The organism is Leisingera sp. NJS204, assembly GCF_004123675.1.
Lineage (GTDB): Bacteria > Pseudomonadota > Alphaproteobacteria > Rhodobacterales > Rhodobacteraceae > Leisingera.
Genome location: NZ_CP035417.1, coordinates 2387268 through 2410240, shown reverse-complemented (window position 1 = coordinate 2410240; position 22973 = coordinate 2387268). Strand labels below are relative to the sequence as shown.

Genomic DNA, 22973 nt, shown 5'->3' with positions numbered 1-22973 from the left:
GAGCAGAGCCATGAACATCTTCCGCAGCCTCGCATTCGTCTCCCTCGGGCTGATGGTGTCCGCCTGCGCCTCGGTGGACGTGCCGTCGCGCAACTTGCCGTTCGAGCCGGTGCCCGACGCGGCGGTGCACGTGCCCGACGGCTATGAAACTCTGCCGCAGGTGGATCCGGTGCCGGCTTTGCGGGTCAGCCGCGTTACCGTCGATGTGCCGCGCAGCCTCTCCGTTTCCGAGGCCAACAGCTATTTGCCCAAAGGCGATATTGTCTGGCGCGAGGATCCTTACGGCGACCGCCACGCCCAGGTGCAGGCAATCGTGCAGCGCGCCATGGAGGCCGGCAGCACCGGCATGGGCGGCGCGATCGAGGCCGATCTGCATATCGAACTGCAGCGCTTTCACGCCCTGACCCAAAAGGCGCGCTACACCACCGGCGGCATTCACGCCATCACCTTCAAGATGCGGCTCACCGATCCGGCCACCGGCGCCCTGCTGCGCCCGGAAAAAACCATCGAGGCCGATCTCAAAGCCTTTGGCGGCGCCCGCGCCCTGGAAGCCATGTCGCGCGGCCAGACCCAAAAAATCCGCATCACCGGCCACCTGGCCAATGTGGTCCGCCAGGAGCTGACCAAACCCGGCAGCTACCGGAATCCGCGTCTGGGGCTGCTGCAGGCGCTGCAATAAAGCCAATGCGCAGCGGCGAAGTTCTGCGGGAAGGGGCCATGCGGCCCCTTTTCCTGTTCCGGGCTTAAGGCTATGAGGACCCTATGACAGCCTCCTCAGATGCGCATCAGCGCCCCCGCGTGAAAATGAAACCCAAATCCAACGCCCGCGCCATCCGGCACGGGTTTCCCTGGGTTTATGCCAATGAACTGGTGACCGACCGCCGCACCCGCAATCTGGCGCCTGGCACCCTGGCGGTGCTGGAGGATGAGGCGCAGCGCCCGCTGGGGCTGGTCTCGGTGAACCCGGACAGCAAGATCATCGCCCGGATGCTCGACCGCGATCCGGAAGCGGTGATTGATCAGGCCTGGTTCGCTGCCCGCCTGTCCCGCGCGCTGGAGATGCGCGAACGCTTGTATGACGCGCCCTTCTACCGGTTGGTCCATGCCGAATCCGACGGGTTGCCCGGCGTGGTCATCGACCGGTTCGGCGCCGCTTGCGTGGTCCAGCCCAACGCCGCCTGGGCCGAAATGCATCTGGACATACTCACCGCGGCGCTGGCGGATGTGACCGGTGCAGACGTGATCCTGAAAAACGCCGCTGGCCGCACCCGCACTCTGGAAGGGCTGGACGATCAGAACCAGACCCTGCTGGGCGAAACGCCCGCCGCACCTGTTCCGGTGCAGATGAACGGCGCCACTTATATGGCCGACCTGACCGGCGGCCAGAAAACCGGGCTGTTCTTCGATCAGCGTGAAAACCATGCCTTCGCCGCCCGCCTCACAGGGCAGGGCGCCAAGGTGCTGGATGTGTTCTCCCACGTCGGCGGCTTTGGCCTGGCGATGCTGGCAGGGGGGGCCGCGCACGCCACCTGCGTTGACGGCTCTGCCGCCGCACTTGAGCTGGCAGCCCGGGGCGCCGGAGCCAGCGGCCACAAGGACAGGTTCACCGCCCGCCAGGGCGATGCGTTCGACGTGCTGGACGCGCTGCAGAAGGAAGGCGAAAACTTCGACGTGGTTATCTGCGACCCGCCCGCCTTTGCGCCCTCGAAACAGGCGCTGGAGGCGGGCTTGCGGGCCTATGAACGCATTGCCAAACTGGCCGCCCCGCTGGTGAAACCCGGCGGCTACCTTGGGCTTTGCTCCTGCTCGCACGCGGCGGATCTCGCCAAATTCCGCAACGCCTCGGCCCGCGGTATCGGCAGATCCGGCCGCCGCGGCACGCTGATCCACACCGGCTATGCCGGCCCCGACCACCCGCAGCTGCCGCAGCTGGCGGAAAGCGGCTACCTTAAGGCCGTGTTCTTCCGGCTGGACTGACAGGGATGAAGCTGCTCCTGGACACCTGCGTGCTGTACCCGACCGTGATGCGGGAGATGCTGCTGGGCGCGGCCAGGCTGGGGCATTTCACCCCGCTCTGGTCTGCGCGCATCCTGGGCGAATGGGAACGCGCGGCGCTGAAACTCGGCCCCGAAGGCGCGGCGCAGGCCAAGGCCGAGACCGCGCTGGCCCGCGCCAGCTGGCCCAAGGCCGAAGTGCCGGCTTCTCCGGGCGTTGAAGCCCGCCTGTGGCTGCCCGACAGCGCCGACATCCATGTGCTGGCCGCCGCCATCACCGGCCACGCCGACGCAATTGTTACCCTCAACAACAAGGACTTCCCCCGTCACACCCTGGCCGAGGAAGGCCTGGAGCGTATCGGCGCTGACGAACTCCTCTACCGCTTCTGGCTGCAGGACGGCGCAGGCATGGAGGCCTTGGGCAGCCAAGTCCTGGCCGAGGCCAACCGCCTCTCCGGCGGCAGCTGGGAAATCCGCCCGTTGCTGAAGAAAGCCCGGCTTCCAAGGCTGGCCAAAGCCTTGGCCGGCTGACTGTTTCTTCATCTTTCTGCAAATACTCCGGGGAGTATGAGGGGCAGGCCCCTCATGCCCTCAGCCAGCTCAGCCCTTGGCCCATTTCGCTTCCAGCCGCTCCAGCGCGGCGATGCGTTCTTCGGTTTTCGGATGGCTCATCAGCCAGGCCGGCGCCATGCCCGCGCGTGCCTGGGTCAGCTCTTCCAGTTTGGTGAACAGGCTTTTCTGCGGCGCCAGGCCAATGCCCGCCTTGGTCAGCAATGCGGCGGCATATTCATCTGCCTCATACTCATCGCCGCGCGACAGCCGCGCTGCGATCAAACCGGTCAGCACCCCGGCTATCCAAGGCCCGATAAAGGGAATGTAGCGGCCCAGGATCATCATCAGCGCCGTGCGAAGCGCGTTCTGGCCGGAGAAATCGATCATCCGTTTCTTCGCATGTCCCAGCGCCACATGGCCCAGCTCATGGGCAATCACCGATGCCATTTCCTCGGCGCTGACCTCGCCGCTCTGATACTTTCGGTAAAACCCGCGGGTGATAAAGATCCGCCCGTCCGGCGCCGCCAGCCCGTTGACCGGATCGACCTCATAGATATGCACCGGGATGCGGGCAATCTCCAGCGCCGCCGCCAGCCGGTCGGTCAGCCCTTTCAGCCGCGCATCCGCCAGCTCGGTTGAGCGCTGGTCCAGCTCACGGTGGGTGCGCCAGATCGAAATCCGGTACATCACAAGGCCGTAAGCGACGGCCAGCAGAATGGGCAGAAGGCGCAGCATGCTTCAGATATGGGGGCTGACCCTGCCAGGCTCAAGCGGTTTCTGCATGATCCGCTGCCGCCCATCCGCTTTCCTGCGGCAGCCTGTCCTGGCCCGACGGCCAGCCGCTGGCAGTGACCGCGTCCTGCAGTGCTGCATAGCAGTCCGGATCAATTCCAGGCCCCGACAGTTTGTCCATGATCGCATAAGCCTCATCCAGCGGCAGCGCAGCGCGATAGGGCCGGTCCGCGGTCAGCGCGTCAAAGATATCGGCCACTGCCAAAATCCGCATCTCCTGGCTCAGCCGGCCGGCGTCCAGACCGTAAGGGTAGCCTTTTCCATCCAGCCGCTCGTGATGCGCCGCGCCCACATCGGCCAGTTCGCGGAAGGCGAAAATCCGGCTCAGCACCTGATGACCCAGCACCGGATGCTGCTTCATCCTGGCAATTTCCGCCTCGGTCATCTTGTCCGGCTTGTCCAGAATAGTATTGGGGATACCCAGCTTGCCAATGTCGTGCAGTAGCGCCCCCCGCACCATCCAGCGCCGCCGTTCCGGGGAGTAGCCCAGCTGATCGCAGATCATGCCGGTATAGCGCGCAACCCGCCGCGAATGGCCGTGGGTAAAGGGGCTTTTGGCGTCGATCACCAATGAAAACGCCTCGCTGATTTCATCCAGGTAATCCTCATCCACCGGATGAATGTGCCGGGCCTGCGGGGTGGCAAGCACTTCTGCTTCCAGCCCGGGATCCCACAGATCCGGCAGAAAGCGCGGACGGCGGATCACCGAGGTGAAGACCGGCACCAGATCCGGATCGAACCATGTGCCCGCACGCCGCTCCAGCTCCGCTGCGGCACCCTCGATTCCCCGCTCGGCGGCAAAGACATCCACCACCTGCGCCATCAGCGCAATGCGCGAAAACAGCGGGATTGCATCGCCCGCCAGGCCCAGCGGCAGGCCGCCGCCGTCCCAATGCTCATCCAGGCCGGCGATGCCTTCGGCCACAGCTTCGGAAAACCGCATCTGCCGGGCAATTGCCGCGCCCCGGTTGCAGCGGGTGTCGATCATCTCTGCGGCTATGCTGCTGTTCCTTGCCAGCACCTGTTTCAGGGTTTTCAGCCGGGTCCAGGCCGCGGCGCCGCCGGCCGTGTTGCGCCACAGGAACCCCAGCCCCTGGCGCAGGCCGTTCACCGTTTTGAAATCGCGCTTAAAGGACAGGTCGTCGGTCTTGTACAGCTGGCAGATGCGGGCGGCATTGGAACTGCAGCCCAGATCCTTCATCAGCAAAGTGAAATAGAGGTCGGAGCGCGCCTGAGGCGCCATCCTCATCTCTGCGGCCACCTGCATGCCGATCCAGCAGCAGCGCAGGCAATGCCCCTTGGGCTGGCCTTCGGTCATGTCCAGCGCATGGCTGAGCGCGCCAAGAAGCTCCCCCAGCCGCAAGGTTTCCTGGGGGGCGGCACCGGCGAGGTGCGAATTCTGATTTAAGATAGTCATGGGCCTTCTGCGCGAAAGATGCGGAAGGCCCATGACACCACGGGCAGGCTTAACCTGCCCTTACCCCGGCGCGGACGGGTTGGGGAATTCGCGCCGGAATTTAATAAAACTGCCGGGACATGCACTGCCCCGACGGGCAGTTCAGTTCATGCCCAGCTTGCCGGGAAACTCGATGTTGATTTCCAGGCTCGACAGCTCATCGCCGCGTTCCATGCGGATGTCGATCGCCTCGTCGCCGATCTGCATATGGCGGCGGATCACTTCCAGGATCTCGCGCTGCAATTGCGGCAGGCAGTCGGGGCGGACACCGCCGCTGCTGCTGCGTTCATGCGCCAGCAGGATCTGCAGCCGTTCCTTGGCAGTGCTGGCCGAGGCTTTGCGGGGGCGGAGGGAAAAACCGAACATGCCCTACACCGCCCGTCCGAACAGCCGCTGCAGCAGGCCGGGCCGCCGGTCGGCGGCAATCCGCATCTCAATCTGCTCGCCAATCAGCCGGCCCACCGCGTCCTCATAGGCGGTGGCCGCCGCAGAAGGGTCATCCAGCACCACCGGCACCCCGAGATTGGAGGCCCGCAGCACTGCCTTGCTTTCAGGGATGATCCCCAAAAGCGGCTCTGCCAGAACCTCCAGCACGTCCTCTACCGTCATCATTTCACCGTTGCTGATGCGGGACTTGTCGTGACGGGTAATCAGCACATGCGCCTTGATTGGCTCCGCACCGGCCTTGCCCGCCCGGTCGGTGATGCTGTTCAACAGGCCCAGCACCCGGTCGCTGTCGCGCACCGAGGACACTTCGGGGTTGGTCACCACAATCGCTTCATCGGCAAAATGCATCGCCATCTGGGCGCCGCGTTCAATGCCCGCAGGGCTGTCGCAGATGATATAGTCGAACTCCTGACGCAGCTCTTCCAGCACCTTCTGGACGCCATCCTTGGTCAGCGCATCCTTGTCGCGGGTCTGCGAGGTCGGCAGCACCGACAGCGTCTCCAGACGCCGGTCGCGGATCAGCGCCTGCTTCAGCTTGGCGTCGCCCTGAATGACATTGATAAAGTCGAACACCACCCGGCGTTCACAGCCCATGATCATGTCCAGGTTGCGCAAACCCACGTCAAAATCGATCACCACCGTCTTGTGGCCGCGCCGCGCCAGCTCGGCGCCGACGGCAGCGGATGTGGTGGTCTTGCCAACGCCGCCCTTGCCCGAGGTGACCACGATCACCTTGCCCAGCGGCTCTTCCAGTTTCAGGTCCTTGCTCATCGTTCTGCCTTCCTTATCCCTGCGCTCATCCCAGGGTCTCCACACAAAGCCGTCCATCCTGCAGGAACACCTGCACAGGGCGGTTCAACAGCTCCGGTTCCAAATTTTCGCTTGTCCGGTACAGCCCGGCCACTGCCAGCAGCTCGGCGTCCAGGCTGTTGCAGAAGATCCGCGCCTCCTCGTCACCCTCGGCACCAGCCATGGCGCGGCCCCGCAGGCGGCCATAGACATGAATGCTGCCGCGCGCAATCAGCTCGGCGCCGGAACTGACCGGCCCGACCACCACCAGATCGCCGCCTTCGGCCACAACCGTCTGGCCGGACCGCACCGGCTGGGTGATCAGCCGGTTTTGCGGCGGACGCAATTTCTTGGGCAATTCCCGCCGGGTACCGGGCCGGGCCGGACCTTCGGTGTTCAGCGGCGCATCCTTGCCGCTGGCAATGGTGATCAGCCCGGCGCCTTCGGCGGCGGCCACCTGCGAGGGCGAGGCGTTTTGCACCCCGAACACTGCCAGGCCGCGGCTGCGCAGGCTGTCGGTCAGTGCCCGCAGCTCAGCCGGGCGGGTCAGCCCCGGCGCCTGGGCCAGATCCAGGATTAGCGGCGCACCGTCAAAGAAATGCGGACTCCAGCGCAGCTGCGCGTCAAGGGCCGTATAAAACGCCTTGTCCAGCGGCCCGTCTTCGGGGCGCAGCGCAACGGCGGTGAAATACCGTCCGCGGATCTGAAACGGCTTTATGGCAGCGGCGGGGGCACCGCCACGGGGAGGGATGTCTTGATGCGGCACGCTCACGCGAGGCTCCTGCTCGGGGATTGCGGCCTTTGTATTGCCGCTTCTTCTTTTCCTTACGGATAGCGGTTGCGGGGCGGCCCGTTCAACCGGTCCGAAGCCGCTTCGGCGGACATGCGCCGGATGCCGTTCCCAGCGGCGGAATTCCGCGGGCAGACTGCTTCAGGTTGTGCAAAAAAGGATTGCTGTCCGCGCGGCCGGGACAGGGGGGCATTGCCCAGCCGCCCTCTGGAACCAGCGGCGGCGGCACAGCGCCGCGGGGCGCAATCAGCAGTGCCGGAGTAACGCCGCACCAGCCGCAGCCTCTGCGGCGTATTTGCCAGTGGTGCCCTCCGGCTTGGCATGGTTTGAATAGGCTGCCAGGTTGCACATTTGACCGGCGGTATTGATTTTATTAAGAAATTGGAGAATTGCGATGCAGTGGACTTTACTTGCGGCGTCAGCGCTGGCGGCCCTGTGGATGGGTGTTCACGCTTGCATCGGGGGCCGGGAATGTGCGGTACCGCTGGCACAGGACCGTCAGCTGCCGGATGTCGTGCGCGAAACCACCTTGTTCTGCTGGCATCTGGTGACCGGCTATCTGGGCCTGATGGCTCTGTTCCTGTTTCTCGGCGCCCGCGGCTCGGCTGACATGGCGCTGGCGGGAACAGTTCTGGCGGCGGTGACTGCGGTGATCGGCATCGTGGTGCCGCCGCTGCGCCGCACGGGCTATGGGCTGCTGCCGCAAGGCTGGCTGTTCGTGCCGGTCGCGGCTTTGGGCGGTTGGGGGCTTTGGGGCGTTTAGCAGCAGAAAAGCGCAAATCGGAGTCGCAAAGCGTGGCTCCCGCCCGTCCGGCCTGCATCTGAAATGCCGGCCTCCCGGTTGGGCCCGGCGCCGGACCTTAAGGTCCGGCGCGCATCCTGCCTTGGCAGGATGCCATGCCCAAGGCTGCCAAGGGGCGCTGGCGCCAGCCGGCGCATCTGCAGGCGCGGGAGGGCCGCTGAGTCTTGCGGCGCCCGGTTGGGCCCGCCGGCTGTCAGGAAGAAAAGCCTAGCGCGACAGCTCGCGCATGCCGCGTTCCAGCCCGTCCAGCGTCATCGGCACCATGGCGCCTTCGAAGATCTCGCGGATCATGCCGATCGAATGGGTGTAGTCCCAGTATTTCTCCGGCACCGGGTTGATCCACAGGTTTGCCCCCCAGGCGTCACGCGCGCGTTGCAGCCAGACCTGGCCTGCTTCCTCGTTCCAATGCTCATTGGCGCCGCCGGCATAGGCGATCTCATATGGGCTCATCGAGGCGTCACCCACAAAGATGCATTTATAGTCCGGCCCGTAGGTGCGCAGCACCTCATGGGTCGGGGTCTTCTCGCCCCAGCGCCGCCGGTTGTCGCGCCACACGCCTTCATACAGGCAATTGTGAAAGTAATAGTACTCCAGGTGCTTGAACTCGGTCCGCGCTGCCGAGAACAGCTCCTCCACCACTTTGATATGCGGATCCATTGAGCCGCCCACGTCCAGGAACAGCAGGACCTTCACCGCATTGTGCCGCTCGGGCCGGGTCTTTACATCCAGATAGCCATGCTCGGCGGTGGAGCGGATGGTGCGGTCCAGATCCAGCTCCTCATGCGCGCCCTGGCGGACCCAGCGGCGCAGCCGTTTCAGGGCCACCTTGATGTTGCGGGTGCCAAGCTCGACATCGCCGTCCAGGTTCTTGAACTCGCGCTTGTCCCAAACCTTGACCGCGCGCTGGTGGCGGCTTTCCTTCTGGCCGATGCGCACGCCTTCGGGGTTGTAGCCATAGGCGCCAAAGGGCGAGGTGCCCGCGGTGCCGATCCACTTATTGCCGCCCTGATGGCGGCCCTGTTGGTCCTTAAGCCGCTCCTGCAGCGTCTCCATCAATTTCTCAAAGCCGCCAAGCGCCTCGATTTCGGCTTTCTCCTCTGCGCTCAGATGTTTTTCCGCCATCTTGCGCAGCCAGTCTTCGGGAATGTCCACGGCCTCCATCACGGCCTCGGCCGGGATCGCCTCCAGGCCTTTGAATGTGGCGGCGAAGGCGCGGTCGAACTTGTCGATGTTGCGCTCGTCCTTCACCATCGCTGCTCGGGCGAGGAAGTAGAACGCCTCGATGTCGTAGGTCGCCAGCCCCGCCTTCATGCCTTCGAGAAAGGTCAGGTATTCGCGCAAAGACACCGGAATGGCCGCCTTGCGCAGGTTTTCAAAGAAGGGCTGGAACATCGCGGCGCCTTTGCTGAGCAGTTACGCCAGCACCCGGTGGGTCAGGATGGTTGCCAGCAGCCCGATCATACCAAATACGATGGCATAGACAGCCCCGTATTGCAGCATGTCCAGGGTATTGCCGCCACGTTTGCGGGCCTTCGTTGCGCCAATAACGGCGCCCAGCACCAAGCCGGCGATTACAATCATGGTGTTTTCCGTTTCCTGTCTTTCAGATCAGTCTTTCAGGCCCGGTGTTTCAGGTCCAGTCTGCACGCTCAGGATCAAGGGGCCGAGGGGCGCAGCGCGGCGATCTCTTCCAGCCGGGCCTCGACCACCCAATCCGGGCCGAACCCGTAGCGTGCCCATCCCAGGCTGTCCAGCCTGACCCGGCGCGCCTCCACCACGCGGCCCTGCAATTCCAGCGCTTCGGCCTGCAGCATCAGCAGGGTCGACAGCAGGGCGGCGTTCTCATGTTCGGCCGCGGCTGTCACAGCAGGGGTCAGCCGCGCCAGCGCGGCGCCCCCGTTGCCGGTGGCAATCTCATAGGCCGCCAGCTGCACTGCCAGTTTGGCCTGGTGCATCCGGGTGCCGGGCAGACCTTGCAGATATGTCTGTGCAGTCAGGAAATGCTGCAATGCCAGCTCGGGCTCGCGGACATGCAGCATCCGGCCCAATGTGTAATGGCTCAAGGCCCGGCGGTGGTCCTGCCAGCCCAGGTCGCGGGCAATCTCCGCGGCCCTGTTGGCGGCGCGCAGCCGGTCCCGCAGCGAGGCTTGCGGGCCCAAAGCCTGCTCATAGGCGGCTGACCAGGCGCGCGGGGTTTCCGGCAGCCGCTGCGCCGCGGTGCGCGCGCCGCGCGGGTTCAGCCGCGCCAGCACCGCAGGCAGCCGCGCGGCCACCTCGGCCCGGCTCATGCCGGTGCGCAGCTCGGGCGCATAGGTTGCGCGCAGAATCAGCATGTCAAAGCCGGTCAGCACCGCATGAATATTGTCGTCGTTGAAAATGGAATCCGGCAGCCGGTAGAGATCGTTCAGCGGACCAAGCGCCTGCGCCAGCTCCTCGTGCAGGCAGTCACGCACCTCCTGCGGGCTGACGTCATTGGGGATGAATACCGCCAGCTTCTCGCGGTTGCGCAGCAGCGACCAATTGGTGCGCGGGCTGCGCCGGTTGCGGCGGTATTCACGCAGCGACGAGACATTGGGGACCACAAAACAGGCGGCCTTGGGCAAGGCCCGGCGGATCTCGGCGCGGGAAACCGACTGAATGGTGATACTGGCTTCGCCGCCGGACACCCGGCGGACCGGGATCCCGGCCTCGGTCTGCAGCCGGGTCAGCAGCGCGCTTAGATCGCGGTTGAACCCCGGTGCGGGCGTGCCGGTCACACGCAGGGTGATCGGGGTCTCGAACCGGGTGAACTGGGGCAGGGTGCTGCCGCCTTCCAGCCTGAAGTGCAGATCCAGAAAATCCCGCGCGATATCGGCATTGGAGCGCTGCGGCGGCTGCGCGCGGCCGGCGGTGAACACCTTGACCGGCGGCAGCGCAACCGGCGCGGCTGCGGCGCGGGTCGGCGCTGCGGCCCGCCCGCCGGGGGTAGCGCAGGCAGCCAGCGCAGCCACAGCAAGCCCGGCCACCGCGCCCCGCAAAACGCGCAGGCCGCCAGGCCTGGCGGCGGGCTGCCTAACAAGGCGGCGGACAGAGATGTGTGAATCCGGGGCAGCGTCAGCGGGCACTCGGGGCGTCTCCTATCAGCCCGGGCTGTGCTGCCCGGCTCTGTTTCCTCTGATAGGGGAATGCGGCAGCAATTTGAAGCGAAACAGGCAGCCGCCAGGCAATGCGCCTGCCTGTTCCGGCCTCAAGGCCGTTCAGCGGCGGCCGCGCGCCATGAAGGCCAGCCGTTCGAACAAATGCACGTCCTGTTCGTTCTTCAGCAGCGCCCCATGCAGTTTCGGCAGCGCATCGGCGCCGTCACGGGCGATGTCCTCAGGGCTCAGATCCTCGGCCAGCAGCAGCTTCAGCCAGTCGATCACCTCGGAGGTCGAGGGTTTCTTCTTCAGGCCTTGCGTCTCGCGGATCTCGTAGAACTGGGTCAGCGCGGCGGTCAGCAGGCTGTCCTTGATGCCGGGATGGTGCACCTCGACGATCTTTTTCATCGTTTCAGCATCCGGAAAGCGGATGTAGTGAAAGAAGCAGCGCCGCAAAAAGGCGTCCGGCAGCTCTTTTTCATTGTTCGAGGTGATGATCATGACGGGCCGGTGCTTTGCCTTGACCATCTCGCCGGTCTCGTAGACGTGGAACTCCATCTTGTCGAGCTCCTGCAACAGGTCGTTCGGGAACTCGATGTCGGCCTTGTCGATTTCGTCGATCAGCAGCACGACCTTCTCACCCGCTTCAAAGGCCTCCCACAGCTTGCCCTTCTTGATGTAGTTTTTCACATCATTCACGCGCGCATCACCCAGCTGGCTGTCGCGCAACCGGCTGACGGCGTCATATTCATACAGGCCTTGCTGGGCGCGGGTGGTGGACTTCACGTTCCACTCGATCATCCGCAGCCCCAGGGCGCTGGCAACCTGTTTTGCCAGCTCGGTCTTGCCCGTGCCCGGCTCGCCCTTAACCAGCAGGGGACGCTCCAGCGTCACCGCCGCATTCACCGCAACTTTCAAATCATCTGTTGCGACATATTCTTTAGTGCCCTGAAATTGCATATCTTTCCTGTTCCAGTCATGATCGGTGCCACGGCGCCAAGTTGTTATCACGGTTTTAACCAAACGGCGCCACTATTGTGTAGTGACATTCCCTTCCGATGGGGATAAACGCTGCGGCAGAGGGGGAGCCAAAATGTTCAGGTGCAAATTATGACCAGCATTATGGGCCAGACCGAAGGAGCCGAAATGAAGCAAGAAGTGTTTCTGCCGGACGACTACCGACCGGCTGAAGATGAGCCGTTCATGAACGACCGGCAGCTTGAGTATTTCCGACGCAAACTATTGGAATGGAAACAGGATCTGCTGTCCGACAGCCGCGATACCATCGAAGGGCTGCAGGACAACACCCGCAACATCCCGGATGTTGCCGACCGTGCCAGCGAAGAGACCGACCGCGCGCTGGAACTGCGCACCCGTGACCGCCAGCGCAAGCTGGTCGCCAAAATCGACTCGGCCCTGCGCCGCATCGACGAGGGTGAATTCGGCTACTGCGAAGTGACCGGCGATCCGATTTCGCTGAAACGTCTGGATGCACGTCCGATCGCAACCATGAGCCTTGAGGCCCAGGAACGCCACGAGCGCCGCGAAAAAGTCCACCGCGACGATTAACCGCCGCCATTGGCAGTGAAAACGCGCGAATTCATGACGCCGGGGCCTTTTGCTCCGGCGTTTTTTGTTTCATTGGGTGCAAGCGGAGAATCTGCGGGAGCCCATGGAACTCAAAGGCCTGAAAATAACCGTCATCGGCGCCGGGATCGGCGGCTTGACCGCAGCCTTGGCGCTGCGCCGCTTTGGCGCATCCGTCACTGTGCTGGAGCAGGCCGAGGCGATCTCCGAAGTGGGCGCGGGCCTGCAGATCACTCCCAACGGCGTGGCTGTGCTGAAGGCGCTGGGGCTGGCCGATGATCTGGCCTGGTGCTCGCAGCGCGCCCGTGCCGTGGTGCTGCGCGGCCACCGGCGCGGCGATCAGGTGCTGCGATTGGATCTTGATGAATATTCAGCGGGGCACCCGTACTACTTTGTCCACCGCTCCGACCTGGTCGGCATTCTGGCCGGTGCCGCCCGCCGCGACGGTGTGCAGGTGCGGCTGCTGCAACGGGCGGACCGGGTCGAACCGGGCCTGCAGCCTGTCGTCCACCTCAGCAATGGTGCGCAATGCGGCGGTGATCTGGTGGTGGGCGCTGATGGGCTGCACTCGAAAGCCCGCGTGGCGCTGAACGGCGAGCGAACGCCTTCTTTCACCGGCCAGGTGGCCTGGCGCGCCACTGTGCCCAACCATCTGAACCAGCCAGCCGAGGCGCAGGTGTTCATGGGGCCGGGGCGGCATCTGGTGGCTTACCCCTTGCGCGATGGCAGTCTGATGAACCTGGTTGCGGTGCAGGAACGCCGCGCCTGGGCCGACGAGGGCTGGAATTTCAAGGATGATCCCGCCAACCTGCGCGCCGCCTTTTCCGGTTTCGGCGGCACCGCCGCTGCGCTGCTGGAGGCAGTGGAGGATGTATTGCTGTGGGGCCTGTTCCGCCACCCGGTGGCGGCCAGCTGGCATGGCGAAAACACCGCCATCTTGGGCGATGCGGCGCATCCGACGCTGCCCTTCATGGCGCAGGGCGCCAATCTGGCGCTGGAGGATGCCTGGGTGCTGGCCCGCTCCCTGCAGGAAGCGCCGGATATCGCGCGCGGCTTGGCCGTTTACCAGTCCCGCCGCCGCGAACGGGCTGAAAAGGTGGTGCAGGCGGCCGGCAAAAACGCCTGGAAATACCATCTGCGCGCACCGCTCAGCTGGCCTGCGCATCAGGTGCTGAAGCTGGGCGGCCGCTTTGCACCGGGCAAGATGGTCAGCCAGTTCGACTGGATCTACCGCCACGACGTCACCGCCTGAGCAGGGCCGGCGGGCGGCTCCCGCCCCTTTTCGGGTTCATCTGAAATGAACCCGAAAGTGTTGGGCCGGGCGCCGCGCTGGTGCGCGGCGCGGATAGCGCTAGATATCCAGCTCGACCCAGACCGGCACATGGTCCGAGGGTTTTTCCCGGCCGCGCACATCCTTGTCGATCTGGCAATCGAGCAGCAGATCCGCGGCCTGCGGGGTCAGCAGGAAATGGTCGATGCGGATGCCGTCGTCGCGGTTCCACGCACCAGCCTGGTAATCCCAGAAGGAATAATGCCCTGGCCCCTGGTGCCGGGCGCGGAAGGCTTCGGTGAAGCCAAGGTTGACGATCCGCTGAAACGCGGCACGGCTTTCGGGCCGGTGCAGCGCGTCCTCCAGCCAGGCTTCGGGGCGCTTGGCATCCTCGGCCTGCGGGATGATGTTGTAGTCACCGGCCATCAGTGCCGGCATCTCCTCCGCCAGCAATGCTTCGGCGCGCGCCTTCAGCCGTTCCATCCAGGCTAGTTTATAGGCATATTTGCCGCCCGCCACCGGGCTGCCGTCCGGCTCCAGCTCAACCGGGTTGCCATTGGGCAGGTACAGGCCGCAGATGCGGATCGCCTGCTTGCCGACCACCGTGGCCTCGATCCAGCGGGCCTGTTCGTCGCTGTCATCACCGGGCAGGCCGCGGCGCACATCCTCCAGCGGCAGCTTTGACAGGATTGCCACCCCGTTAAAGCTTTTCTGGCCGTGGGTTTCGACGTTATAGCCGCGCTCTTCCAGCATTTCGCGCGGAAACGCTTCGTCGACCGATTTGATCTCCTGAAGCACCGCCACGTCGGGCTGGGCTTCATCCAGCCAGTCCGGCAGCGCCTGCGCCCGGGCCTTGATGCCATTGATATTGAATGTGGCGATTTTCATGGCTTGCCTCCGGCACAGATTGCTTTATCCGAGGCCGATCTATCGCTGAATCAGCGTCGCGGGGCAAGCCCGAAGCACGATTCGGGAATCACTTGCGGCACGGCGAATCATGGCTGTTTTGCACAGGTGAAAAGTATCCCTCAGGTTGAGTTTCTTTATTTTGCAATAATATACGTGTGAATAACGCGGTGAATAAGCTGTGGATGAATTGAAATAATTGAAATTGCACAAAAAATAGCGAGTTGAAGTTAATGTAATCCGCACTGGAAAATACAATGTGAAATTGCATTTTCTGTTTGCGCTGCGCGGTGTCCGTGCCAGCGTTGTGGAGCCTTTTGTCCTTAATGAATGGGGTTCCAAATGACTGCTCAGCACAAAATCCAGACCATCCATGCAGCCCGTCAAACCGCAGGCGCCAGCCTGTTCGAGGGCGGCGGGGCAGAGATGTTCTCCTCTGGTTCAGCACCTGAATGTTTCGCGGAGCTGACTGCGGGTGAAGGTGTTTCGTTGTTTTCTTCCGGGTCCATGCCGCAGGCCGCGCAAAGCTGGGCCGGCGGGGAAACCGGGTTGTTCTCCAGCGGTTCAGCGCCTGCGGCCCGCAGCGAAACCGCAGCTGGCGACCTGGTAGAGATGTTCTCTTCCGGCTCCGCTCCTGTTGCTCAAAGCGATGCCGCCGCAGGTGATCTGGTGCAAATGTTTTCCTCAGGGTCAGCGCCTGCGGATCAATCAGAGATTGCGTCCGGGGATTTGACAGAAATGTATTCTTCCGGTTCAGCCCCTGCGGCGGCACATGAAACCGCGGTAGGTGATCTGACGGAAATGTTCTCCTCCGGTTCGGCGCCCGCTGCGCAGGCCGAAACCGGTGCCGGCGATCTGACAGAGATGTTCTCCTCCGGTTCAGCCCCGGCTGCCGCGGCCAGGACGGGCGCGGGCGAGGGGACGCATCTGTTCTCTTCCGGTTCTGCCCCCGCAACGGCGGCACGGACCAGCGCGGGCGATGCCACCCGGCTGTTCTCCTCGGGCAGCTGATCCGGGCAGGGCCGGTTTTGCTGCCGGTCCCTGACTTTGGGCGGCCCTGTGTCCGGGGCCGCCGGTATCGCGCCGCATTTTTCCGAACGAGGTTCCCATGGCCCAGATCATCCCGTTTTTCTCTCCTGCCGCCCGCCAGTCCCGGGCCTGTGCGCAAGAGACGCTGATTGCCGGTTTCGCAACGCACCGGCGCAGCCAGGAGGACGTGTTCTGGCTCAAAGAGAACGCCGAGCTGCTGAATATTCTGGAATGCACCGGGGCGGATGTTGCCGCTGATGCCCTGCAGCCCTTGCAGCAATTTTACGATGGTGCGGCGCGTCATATCAGTTTTTTCCGGCAGTATTACCGCTTTATCCTGTCGATCTGCCTGGACCTGGAGGATCTGGGCCTGCCGGGGCAGACCGGGGCGCAACTGGCAGGCTGGGTGTCAAAGCAGGGGCTGGCGCAGGCCGAGCTGTCCGATTTGCAGCGCGCCGAGGCCCGGCGGCTGCTGGCGCGGCGCGGGATAGATCTGCGTGATGACGGGCTGGACGACCGGCTGCGCGGTTTCATCTCAAACCCTCAGACCTTTGCCATTCCCAACAAGAAGGCAGCTTACGAGCTGACCCATATCGTTTTCTATCTCTCTGAATACGGCCGCCGCGATCCGGACCTGCCGGAGGCGGCGATCACCAGTCTGGAATTTGCCGGTCTGGTGGCCTTTTTGGATCAGAATGCCGACCTGCTGGCAGAGATCTGCATCGCGCTGCGGTTTGCCGGCCAGCAGCCGCCTGCGGCCTGGGAGGCGTGGCTTGACCGGCAGGTTTCGGCCTATATGCTCGCTAAGGGAGAATTTTATGGACATCAGGATGCGTATCACGAGTATTTTGTGGTCAACTGGCTCATGCTGATGTCCGGGCGTCCTGCCTTTCGGCAGGCGGTCCCGATGGGCGGAATGCATGTGTCGGCGCAGCAGGGAGGGAGTATTTTGAGGAGCCTGTCAGAAGCGGTTTTCGACGCCGGGATGGCGCGCAACAGCTGGAGCGCAGTGAAAGCGCGCGCCGAGGCTGTCCTGAGCGAGGAGGAGCACGGGCTGCTCACCGCGGCAGAGCGCAGCTGTGCAAGGTTCGCAGGATTTTTCGAAGGTTTCGCCCGGGCGGGCAGCGCGGGGGCCGCGTGATGGGCGGCACCCGCAATCAGGCCTTGGGCGGTGCGCTGCTGGTGGTGGCCTATACCGGGTTGATCGCTTCGGCCGACGGGATCACAAAATTGCTGGCGGGCCAGTATGCGGCGGCGCAGCTTTATGCGCTGTCCGGTGCGATGGTGGTGGGGTTCTGCCTGCTGGCGGACCGGCTGCCGGCGCAGCGCGGCGGCTTCCGCACCCGCTGCCCGCGGGCGATGGCTCTCAGGTCAGTGGCGACGCTGATCGCTGCGGTCTGTTTCTTCTATGCTTTCCGGCTGCTGCCTTTTGCCGAAGTGTTTGTCTTTATCGGCCTGATGCCGCTGCTGGCCGGCGCCATGTCCGGAGCAGTATTGAAAGAGCCTGTGCGCCCGGCGGCCTGGATCGCGCTGGCCGCGGGATTTTGCGGCGTGTTGTTTCTGCTGCCGCATGGCAACGCGGACGCGCATGCATCCTGGGGCCATTTCGTGGCCTTTGGTGCGGTGCTTTCCGGCACGTTTTCCATGACCATGGCACGGTTTATCGGCCGTTATGAAAGCAACGCACTGGCGCAGGTGTTCTATCCCAACCTGACGCTGTGCGGCGCAATGCTGCTGGCGCTGCCGTTTGTATGGGTGCCGATGCCGCTTGCTGATGTGGTGTGGGCTGCGGCCTATGCCTTCTTGTTGTTCGGCGCGCGCTGGCTGCTGGTGGTGGCGTTGCGGCTTATGGCTTCTTATGCGGTGACTCCGCTGATGAACCTGCAGTTCATCTGGATGGCGGTTATCGGTTCAGTCTTCTTTGGCGAGTTTCCGCCAGCCACCACCTATATCGGCGGTGCCATTGTGATTGCGTCCGGTCTGTATCTGGTCTGGGATCAGTTTGCCCCGGCCTTGCCAAGGCTGCGCGGCCAGGGACGGCTGCAGACCGATCCCTAGCGCCGGGTCAGGGTTGCGTCTGAGACGTTGCGCCCTGCAAACGGGCGAAGCGCCCGCCCCTTGAGATGAGGGCGGGCGCTGCCTTGCCTGGCGGCAAAGCGGGATCATGATGCGCGATGCCGGCTGGACGCCGGGTCACATCGAAAACGAGGTGCCGCAGCCGCAGCTGGAGGTGGCGTTGGGGTTCTCGATGGTGAAGCGGGCGCCGATCAGCTCCTCGGTGAAATCGATCACTGCGTTTTCCAGGAACGGCAGGGAGACCGTGTCGACGACGACCATTTCGCCCTGGCCCTCAAGCACCAGATCTTCGGGTTTCGCCTCGTCCAGTGCGATCTCGTACTGAAAGCCCGAGCAGCCGCCGCCTTCGACCGCGACGCGCAGCGCCTGGCCCTGGTCCGCGGCGCCGATCTCGGCCAGCCGGGCAAAGGCGCGGTCAGTGACTTTCGGGGGCAGGTTCATCAGGTTTCTCCACAGCGTTAGTTGCAGCGCAAGGCTTTATATATGAAGGTGCAATTCATGCGGCAAGATTTGCTGGAGAAAAGATTTAACATGCATGCGCCTTATGCCACGATGCCGGACCGCAGCCGCGGGCGGCAGGTGACCGAGGAGGAAAGCTCCTTCCGATCGCCCTATCAGCGTGACCGCGACCGGATCATCCACGCCAGTGCGTTCCGCAGGTTGAAACATAAGACCCAGGTGTTTGTCGAACATGAGGGCGACAATTACCGCACCCGCCTTACTCATTCGATTGAAGTGGGGCAGGTGGGCCGGACAATTGCCGGCGCCTTGGGGCTGAACCAGGAGCTGACCGAGGCGGTGGCGTTGGCGCATGACTTGGGCCACACGCCGTTCGGCCACACCGGTGAGGATGCGCTGCACGGGCTGATGGCACCCTATGGCGGGTTTGATCATAATGCCCAGGCGATCCGCATTGTGACCTGTCTGGAGCGCCATTACGCCGAATTCGACGGGTTGAACCTCACCTGGGAAACCCTTGAAGCGATTGCGAAACACAACGGTCCGGTGGTGGGGGAGCTGCCCTGGGCGCTGGCGGAATGCAACGCGGCGGTGGATCTGGAACTGCACACCCACGCAAGTGCCGAGGCGCAAGTAGCGGCGCTGGCGGATGACATTGCCTACAACAACCACGATCTGCACGATGCGCTGCGGGCCGGGCTGTTCGGCGATGATGATCTGGCACGGCTGCCGCTGCTGGACAAGGCGTATGGCGCGGTGGACCGGCTGTATCCGGGTCTGGACTCGAACCGCCGCCGGCACGAGGCACTGCGGCGTTTCTTCGGGGTCATGGTCGGTGATGTGATCGGCACTGCCCGGATGCTGCTGGCGGAGTCTGCTGTACAGAGTGTCGAGGAGGTACGGGCGCTGGATTATCCGCTGGTGCAGTTCTCGCCGGAAATTTGGGCCGGGCTGAAAGACATCCGCGCCTTCCTGTTCACCCGCATGTACCGCGCCCCTTCGGTGATGGAGAAACGCGCCAAGGTCGCCAAGGTGGTGGAGGCGCTGTTTCCCTACTTTCTGGACAATCCGCAGGACATGCCGGAGCGCTGGCACGCCGATATCGCGGCTGCACAGGGACGCACCGCGCTGGCGCGGATTGTGTCGGATTACATTGCCGGCATGACCGACCGTTTCGCCCTGCAGCAGCATGAGCGGCTGATCGGGGTGAAGGTTGAGGTCTGAGGGCTTCCCTTGTGTTCCTTGAGGTCTGTCTTGTTTGCTGCCGGCCGTTCCTGCGGGCCGTGAAACGGGCAGGGCAGAGATGGCGGCGCAGCCACGACAGGCGGAGGGAAGGGCCGGAACGCCAGCGCGCCACGTGTCCGGTCAATAGCTTCATCAGTCAGACGCCTCTGCACCTTTTGCGGAGGTGGTCTTGGGGGGGCTGGCCTCCTGTGCGCAAGGGGTGCCAGACCCGCGCCATGTACTGCAGCGGGAGTGACTTTCGCATAGTCATGTTAAGGCGGCGCAAGCCGGGCGTGCGGTGCGGATGGTCGCTGCGCAACGGGTGAGTGCGGCTTGTTTTTCAGAATGTGTTCACGTAATGTTCCTATCAAGTGGATGATAGGAAGGATTGCTGGAATGATTGAGGGAAGCTGTTGCTGCGGCGCGGTGAAGTTTGAGCTGCTGGCGCAGCCGTCGCTGATGGGCACCTGCCATTGCTCGCGCTGCCGCAAGGCGGGGGCCAGCACCATTGTGTTTGTGAAGAAGGAAGACCTGCGCTGGATTGCCGGCAAGGAGGAGGTGACGCTGTATCAGCCTGCGCCACCCTATAAATACGGCCGTTGTTTCTGCCGGATCTGCGGCAGCTCGCTGGGCGAGATCCTGTCGCAGGACGCCAGTTTTCCGATCGCCGCAAATGCACTGGACGGGGCGCTGGAGGTGGCGAACAGTTTCCACGAGTTTGTGGGCGAGAAGCCGGGCTGGTATGCGATTTGCGACGGTGCGAAGCAGTCGGAGGGGCATCCGGCGTAGCTGCGGCAAGTCTTCAGGCCGGGCCGCTTGCGGTCCGGCCTGTGCCCGGCCTCCGCCTCGGGACGGCACATTCGCAACGGCCCGAGGCCGGGCGCGGACCTGCCGTTGTGTGTTCGGGGTGCGGAATGCTCTTAGTCAGGTTCCCGAATTGGCCGTAAGCCGTGCTATGATCTGGCCCTATGATGCCGCGGGGCGTTGGCGTTATCCGCGAAAGGAGCAGCAAGGGGGAAAGCCATGGCACGCTGGACCGTCACATTCACGGACAAGCCCGAAATGGACCGGGTGCGCGGCGACAAGAAGCGGCGCGAGGCGCATATCGCCTTTGTGCGGTCCAGGTCCGGGCTGCAAATCGGCGGCGCGCTGGCGATGCGGCCGATGCAGGATTTCCCAGGCGCGATCTGGAATGTGGAGGCGGAGACCCGTCAGGATGTGGAACGGCTGATCCTGCAGGATCCTTATTACGTGGCCTCTTTGCGCACCTACAAGATCACCGAATGGGGCACGGCCTCAGCCATTCAGGGAATGCTGTCATGACCGCTCCCCGGGAAACCCGCAAGACCGCGCCGGCGCTGACCCGCTGGGCGGTGATGTTCCGTGATGCGCCGGCAATGATGGATGTGCGCGCCAGCCAATCCCGGCGCGATGCTCATGTGGCTTATGTCCGGGATCACCCGGAACTGCGGATCGGCGGCGGGCTGAAGCCGGACACCGATGGCGATTTCTGCGGTGCGCTGTGGATCGTCGAGGCCGAGGACCGTGTCGAGGTGGAGCATCTGATCCATGGTGATCCGTTTTATGTGCCTGCTTTCCGGTCCTATGAGATCTTCACCTGGGGCAAGATCCTGGAAGACCAGACCGCCACCCTGTGAGGCCGGCGCAGCGGATGGCGGCGCAATTTTCTTGAGTAAGAAAATTGGCCGGAAAATTGAATTTTCCGGTGCGGTGCGCTTACCGGTCCCTGCAGCCCCTGCAATCCTGTTGACCCTGCCTTTGGCCCCCGGTATCCGCAGTGCTGAACATATGGGACGCCAGATATGAACCTCTTTACCGATATCCGCTCGCTTGTGATTGACAGTCTGACCGCGATGACCGCGGACGGCGCGCTGCCCGAGGGGCTTGATTTTGCCAATGTCGCGGTGGAGCCGCCACGCGATGCCGCCCATGGCGACATGGCAACCAATGCGGCGATGGTTCTGGCCAAGCCCGCCAGGATGAAGCCGCGCGATATCGCCGAAGCGCTGGCCGCCAGGCTGGCCGCGGATGTGCGGGTGACGTCGGCCGAGGTCGCAGGCCCCGGCTTTTTGAACCTGCGCCTTGCGCCCGGCATCTGGCAGAACGTTCTGAAATCGGTCCTGGACGCAGGCACGGATTTCGGCCGCTCTGGTCTGGGCGCGGGCAAGCGGGTGAACGTGGAATATGTCTCGGCCAACCCGACCGGCCCGCTGCACGTGGGCCATACCCGAGGCGCGGTGTTCGGCGATGCGCTGGCCTCGCTCTTGGCTTATGCCGGCTATGACGTCACCCGCGAATACTACATCAACGACGGCGGCGGCCAGGTCGATGTGCTGGCGCGGTCTGTCTACCTGCGCTACCTGGAAGCGCACGGGCAGGAAGTGGCCTTTGCCGACGGCACCTATCCGGGTGATTACCTGAAGCCGGTGGGGCAGGCGCTGAAGGACAAGGTGGGTGATGCTTATGTCGGCAAGGGCGAGGACGTCTGGCTGGCGGACGTGCGGGAGTTCTCCACCGAGGCGATGATGGTGCTGATCCGCGAGGACCTGGCCCAGCTTGGCATCGAAATGGATGTGTTCTATTCGGAAAAATCCCTCTATGGCACCGGCAAGATCGAGGCGGCGCTGGAGGCGCTGCAATCCAAGGGGCTGATCTATCAAGGCGTGCTGGAGCCGCCCAAGGGCAAAAAGCCCGATGATTGGGAACCGCGCGAGCAGACCCTGTTCAAATCCACTGACCATGGCGACGACGTTGACCGGGCGGTGAAGAAATCCGATGGCGCCTGGACCTATTTCGCACCGGACATTGCTTATCACTATGACAAGGTCGAGCGCGGCTTTGACGAGCTGATCGACATTTTCGGCGCCGACCACGGCGGCTATGTCAAACGGATGAAGGCGGCCGTGTCGGCGCTGTCGGATGGCCGGGTGCCGCTGGATATCAAGCTGTGCCAGCTGGTGAAGCTGTTCAAGGACGGTCAGGAATTCAAGATGTCCAAGCGGGCAGGGACCTTTGTCACCCTGCGCGATGTTGTCGATGCGGTGGGCGCAGACGTGACCCGGTTCATGCTGCTGACCCGCAAGAACGATCAGGGTTTCGACTTTGACCTCGATAAGGCGCTGGAGCAGTCCAAGGATAACCCGGTGTTCTATGTGCAATATGCCAACGCGCGGATCTGCTCGACCCTGCGCAAGGCGGCGGAACAGAATATTGCGGCCGATGATGCCACGCTGAACGCTGCGGATCTGAGCCTGATCGCCGACCCGGCGCAGCTGGCAGTGGTCAAGAAGCTGGCCGAATGGCCGCGCCAGGTGGAAATCGCCGCCCGCAGCAATGAACCGCACCGGGTGGCCTTCTATCTCTATGACCTCGCGTCTGAGTTGCACGGGCTGTACCATCTGGGCAAATCGAACGAAGGTTTACGATTTGTTAAGGAGAGCAGCCAATCGGCAACACATGCGAATTTGGCGCTGGCCCGGGCCGTTTCCGTTGTCATTTCCGCAGGTCTTGGTATTCTTGGCGTGAAACCGGCAGAAGAGATGCGATAACCAATGGGGCGCCAGCCCCTGCGGGCATAAGTCGCGCAGTCCGCCGGACTGAGGCAGTTCAAGAGACCCAGCGGCAGCGCAGCCCATGCGCCGCCAAACCGGGCAGTGAGGCGGA

At 63.7% G+C, this 22973-nt stretch carries 25 protein-coding genes; 14 read left to right on the top strand and 11 right to left on the bottom strand.

Annotation, left to right across the window (positions count from 1 at the left end; translation table 11 throughout):
- The first annotated feature begins 10 nt into the window (after positions 1–10).
- The 3 genes from ETW24_RS11820 (at position 11) to ETW24_RS11810 (ending at position 2525) form a co-directional block, all read left to right on the top strand.
- A complete protein-coding gene (locus ETW24_RS11820) occupies positions 11–679 on the top strand; it encodes a DUF6778 family protein (RefSeq protein WP_237454701.1) in 669 nt (222 codons plus the stop codon).
- A gap of 83 nt (positions 680–762) precedes the next feature.
- Positions 763–1977: an RSP_2647 family RNA methyltransferase gene (locus ETW24_RS11815; protein WP_129371237.1), complete on the top strand. Its 1215-nt coding sequence runs from the start codon at positions 763–765 to the stop codon at positions 1975–1977.
- Between the two features lie 5 nt (positions 1978–1982).
- The gene (locus ETW24_RS11810; RefSeq protein ID WP_129371236.1) at positions 1983–2525 is read left to right on the top strand and encodes an RSP_2648 family PIN domain-containing protein; all 543 of its coding nucleotides are present in this window, start codon (positions 1983–1985) and stop codon (positions 2523–2525) included.
- Between the two features lie 69 nt (positions 2526–2594).
- Here the strand turns inward: ETW24_RS11810 and ETW24_RS11805 are convergent, their stop codons facing one another.
- From ETW24_RS11805 to minC, 5 genes are all read right to left on the bottom strand, one after another.
- Entirely contained in the window at positions 2595–3281 is a 687-nt protein-coding gene (locus tag ETW24_RS11805; RefSeq protein ID WP_129371235.1) for a M48 family metallopeptidase, read from the bottom strand.
- Between the two features lie 31 nt (positions 3282–3312).
- Positions 3313–4755, bottom strand: a complete 1443-nt coding sequence (locus ETW24_RS11800) for an HD-GYP domain-containing protein (RefSeq protein ID WP_205877249.1) — start codon at positions 4753–4755, stop codon at positions 3313–3315.
- A 141-nt stretch (positions 4756–4896) separates the two neighbouring features.
- Entirely contained in the window at positions 4897–5160 is a 264-nt protein-coding gene (gene minE / locus ETW24_RS11795) for a cell division topological specificity factor MinE (protein ID WP_129371233.1), read from the bottom strand.
- Positions 5161–5163: 3 nt separating this feature from the next.
- Positions 5164–6012, bottom strand: a complete 849-nt coding sequence (gene minD, locus ETW24_RS11790; protein WP_129371232.1) for a septum site-determining protein MinD — start codon at positions 6010–6012, stop codon at positions 5164–5166.
- A 25-nt stretch (positions 6013–6037) separates the two neighbouring features.
- Positions 6038–6802, bottom strand: a complete 765-nt coding sequence (minC, locus tag ETW24_RS11785; RefSeq protein ID WP_129371231.1) for a septum site-determining protein MinC — start codon at positions 6800–6802, stop codon at positions 6038–6040.
- A gap of 412 nt (positions 6803–7214) precedes the next feature.
- On the opposite strand from minC, the gene ETW24_RS11780 reads away from it, so the two are divergent.
- Positions 7215–7583, top strand: coding sequence for a hypothetical protein (locus ETW24_RS11780; RefSeq protein WP_129371230.1), 369 nt, complete (start codon positions 7215–7217; stop codon positions 7581–7583).
- A 246-nt stretch (positions 7584–7829) separates the two neighbouring features.
- Here ETW24_RS11780 and ETW24_RS11775 read toward each other — a convergent pair whose 3' ends face one another.
- From ETW24_RS11775 to ETW24_RS11760, 4 genes are all read right to left on the bottom strand, one after another.
- Complete coding sequence (locus ETW24_RS11775) at positions 7830–9014, bottom strand: vWA domain-containing protein (protein ID WP_129371229.1); 1185 nt, start codon at positions 9012–9014, stop codon at positions 7830–7832.
- A 21-nt stretch (positions 9015–9035) separates the two neighbouring features.
- Positions 9036–9203, bottom strand: a complete 168-nt coding sequence (locus ETW24_RS11770; RefSeq protein ID WP_129371228.1) for a hypothetical protein — start codon at positions 9201–9203, stop codon at positions 9036–9038.
- Positions 9204–9277: 74 nt separating this feature from the next.
- Positions 9278–10627 (bottom strand): DUF2927 domain-containing protein, encoded by a 1350-nt coding sequence (locus ETW24_RS11765; RefSeq protein ID WP_368075926.1) that lies wholly within the window; start codon positions 10625–10627, stop codon positions 9278–9280.
- A gap of 231 nt (positions 10628–10858) precedes the next feature.
- A complete protein-coding gene (locus ETW24_RS11760; protein ID WP_129371227.1) occupies positions 10859–11698 on the bottom strand; it encodes an AAA family ATPase in 840 nt (279 codons plus the stop codon).
- 186 nt (positions 11699–11884) lie between these two features.
- Here ETW24_RS11760 and dksA point away from each other — a divergent pair, with 186 nt between their 5' ends.
- Entirely contained in the window at positions 11885–12307 is a 423-nt protein-coding gene (gene dksA, locus ETW24_RS11755) for an RNA polymerase-binding protein DksA (RefSeq protein WP_129372917.1), read from the top strand.
- 103 nt (positions 12308–12410) lie between these two features.
- Complete coding sequence (locus tag ETW24_RS11750; protein WP_129371226.1) at positions 12411–13577, top strand: FAD-dependent monooxygenase; 1167 nt, start codon at positions 12411–12413, stop codon at positions 13575–13577.
- A gap of 99 nt (positions 13578–13676) precedes the next feature.
- Here the strand turns inward: ETW24_RS11750 and xth are convergent, their stop codons facing one another.
- Positions 13677–14483 (bottom strand): exodeoxyribonuclease III, encoded by an 807-nt coding sequence (xth, locus tag ETW24_RS11745; protein ID WP_129371225.1) that lies wholly within the window; start codon positions 14481–14483, stop codon positions 13677–13679.
- 360 nt (positions 14484–14843) lie between these two features.
- Between xth and ETW24_RS11740 the strand changes: the two genes are divergently transcribed.
- The 3 genes from ETW24_RS11740 (at position 14844) to ETW24_RS11730 (ending at position 17588) form a co-directional block, all read left to right on the top strand.
- Positions 14844–15512, top strand: a complete 669-nt coding sequence (locus tag ETW24_RS11740; RefSeq protein ID WP_129371224.1) for a DUF6749 family protein — start codon at positions 14844–14846, stop codon at positions 15510–15512.
- A gap of 97 nt (positions 15513–15609) precedes the next feature.
- Complete coding sequence (locus ETW24_RS11735; protein WP_129371223.1) at positions 15610–16671, top strand: DUF6902 family protein; 1062 nt, start codon at positions 15610–15612, stop codon at positions 16669–16671.
- A complete protein-coding gene (locus ETW24_RS11730; protein ID WP_129371222.1) occupies positions 16671–17588 on the top strand; it encodes a DMT family transporter in 918 nt (305 codons plus the stop codon). The genes ETW24_RS11735 and ETW24_RS11730 overlap by 1 nt, the downstream gene beginning before the upstream one ends.
- A 135-nt stretch (positions 17589–17723) precedes the next feature.
- Here the strand turns inward: ETW24_RS11730 and ETW24_RS11725 are convergent, their stop codons facing one another.
- Complete coding sequence (locus tag ETW24_RS11725; protein ID WP_129371221.1) at positions 17724–18047, bottom strand: HesB/IscA family protein; 324 nt, start codon at positions 18045–18047, stop codon at positions 17724–17726.
- Between the two features lie 90 nt (positions 18048–18137).
- Here ETW24_RS11725 and ETW24_RS11720 point away from each other — a divergent pair, with 90 nt between their 5' ends.
- The 5 genes from ETW24_RS11720 to argS all read left to right on the top strand — a co-directional run bounded on the left by ETW24_RS11720 (position 18138) and on the right by argS (position 22858).
- Positions 18138–19289: a deoxyguanosinetriphosphate triphosphohydrolase gene (locus ETW24_RS11720; protein ID WP_254695754.1), complete on the top strand. Its 1152-nt coding sequence runs from the start codon at positions 18138–18140 to the stop codon at positions 19287–19289.
- A gap of 396 nt (positions 19290–19685) precedes the next feature.
- Positions 19686–20078, top strand: coding sequence for a GFA family protein (locus tag ETW24_RS11715; protein WP_129371219.1), 393 nt, complete (start codon positions 19686–19688; stop codon positions 20076–20078).
- 234 nt (positions 20079–20312) lie between these two features.
- The gene (locus ETW24_RS11710) at positions 20313–20612 is read left to right on the top strand and encodes a YciI family protein (protein WP_129371218.1); all 300 of its coding nucleotides are present in this window, start codon (positions 20313–20315) and stop codon (positions 20610–20612) included.
- Positions 20609–20947 (top strand): YciI family protein, encoded by a 339-nt coding sequence (locus ETW24_RS11705; protein ID WP_129371217.1) that lies wholly within the window; start codon positions 20609–20611, stop codon positions 20945–20947. The genes ETW24_RS11710 and ETW24_RS11705 overlap by 4 nt, the downstream gene beginning before the upstream one ends.
- A gap of 165 nt (positions 20948–21112) precedes the next feature.
- Positions 21113–22858, top strand: a complete 1746-nt coding sequence (argS, locus tag ETW24_RS11700; RefSeq protein ID WP_129371216.1) for an arginine--tRNA ligase — start codon at positions 21113–21115, stop codon at positions 22856–22858.
- Positions 22859–22973: the final 115 nt, after the last annotated feature.

Bases quoted from the DNA above. Each gene is read 5' to 3' on its own strand.
- ETW24_RS11820 (WP_237454701.1), top strand. From the start codon at position 11: ATGAACATCTTCCGCAGCCTCGCATTCGTCTCCCTCGGGCTGATGGTG.
- ETW24_RS11815 (WP_129371237.1), top strand. From the start codon at position 763: ATGACAGCCTCCTCAGATGCGCATCAGCGCCCCCGCGTGAAAATGAAA.
- ETW24_RS11810 (WP_129371236.1), top strand. From the start codon at position 1,983: ATGAAGCTGCTCCTGGACACCTGCGTGCTGTACCCGACCGTGATGCGG.
- ETW24_RS11805 (WP_129371235.1), bottom strand. From the start codon at position 3,281: ATGCTGCGCCTTCTGCCCATTCTGCTGGCCGTCGCTTACGGCCTTGTG.
- ETW24_RS11800 (WP_205877249.1), bottom strand. From the start codon at position 4,755: ATGACTATCTTAAATCAGAATTCGCACCTCGCCGGTGCCGCCCCCCAG.
- minE (WP_129371233.1), bottom strand. From the start codon at position 5,160: ATGTTCGGTTTTTCCCTCCGCCCCCGCAAAGCCTCGGCCAGCACTGCC.
- minD (WP_129371232.1), bottom strand. From the start codon at position 6,012: ATGAGCAAGGACCTGAAACTGGAAGAGCCGCTGGGCAAGGTGATCGTG.
- ETW24_RS11780 (WP_129371230.1), top strand. From the start codon at position 7,215: ATGCAGTGGACTTTACTTGCGGCGTCAGCGCTGGCGGCCCTGTGGATG.
- ETW24_RS11775 (WP_129371229.1), bottom strand. From the start codon at position 9,014: ATGTTCCAGCCCTTCTTTGAAAACCTGCGCAAGGCGGCCATTCCGGTG.
- ETW24_RS11770 (WP_129371228.1), bottom strand. From the start codon at position 9,203: ATGATTGTAATCGCCGGCTTGGTGCTGGGCGCCGTTATTGGCGCAACG.
- ETW24_RS11760 (WP_129371227.1), bottom strand. From the start codon at position 11,698: ATGCAATTTCAGGGCACTAAAGAATATGTCGCAACAGATGATTTGAAA.
- dksA (WP_129372917.1), top strand. From the start codon at position 11,885: ATGAAGCAAGAAGTGTTTCTGCCGGACGACTACCGACCGGCTGAAGAT.
- ETW24_RS11750 (WP_129371226.1), top strand. From the start codon at position 12,411: ATGGAACTCAAAGGCCTGAAAATAACCGTCATCGGCGCCGGGATCGGC.
- xth (WP_129371225.1), bottom strand. From the start codon at position 14,483: ATGAAAATCGCCACATTCAATATCAATGGCATCAAGGCCCGGGCGCAG.
- ETW24_RS11740 (WP_129371224.1), top strand. From the start codon at position 14,844: ATGACTGCTCAGCACAAAATCCAGACCATCCATGCAGCCCGTCAAACC.
- ETW24_RS11735 (WP_129371223.1), top strand. From the start codon at position 15,610: ATGGCCCAGATCATCCCGTTTTTCTCTCCTGCCGCCCGCCAGTCCCGG.
- ETW24_RS11730 (WP_129371222.1), top strand. From the start codon at position 16,671: ATGGGCGGCACCCGCAATCAGGCCTTGGGCGGTGCGCTGCTGGTGGTG.
- ETW24_RS11725 (WP_129371221.1), bottom strand. From the start codon at position 18,047: ATGAACCTGCCCCCGAAAGTCACTGACCGCGCCTTTGCCCGGCTGGCC.
- ETW24_RS11720 (WP_254695754.1), top strand. From the start codon at position 18,138: ATGCATGCGCCTTATGCCACGATGCCGGACCGCAGCCGCGGGCGGCAG.
- ETW24_RS11715 (WP_129371219.1), top strand. From the start codon at position 19,686: ATGATTGAGGGAAGCTGTTGCTGCGGCGCGGTGAAGTTTGAGCTGCTG.
- ETW24_RS11710 (WP_129371218.1), top strand. From the start codon at position 20,313: ATGGCACGCTGGACCGTCACATTCACGGACAAGCCCGAAATGGACCGG.
- ETW24_RS11705 (WP_129371217.1), top strand. From the start codon at position 20,609: ATGACCGCTCCCCGGGAAACCCGCAAGACCGCGCCGGCGCTGACCCGC.
- argS (WP_129371216.1), top strand. From the start codon at position 21,113: ATGAACCTCTTTACCGATATCCGCTCGCTTGTGATTGACAGTCTGACC.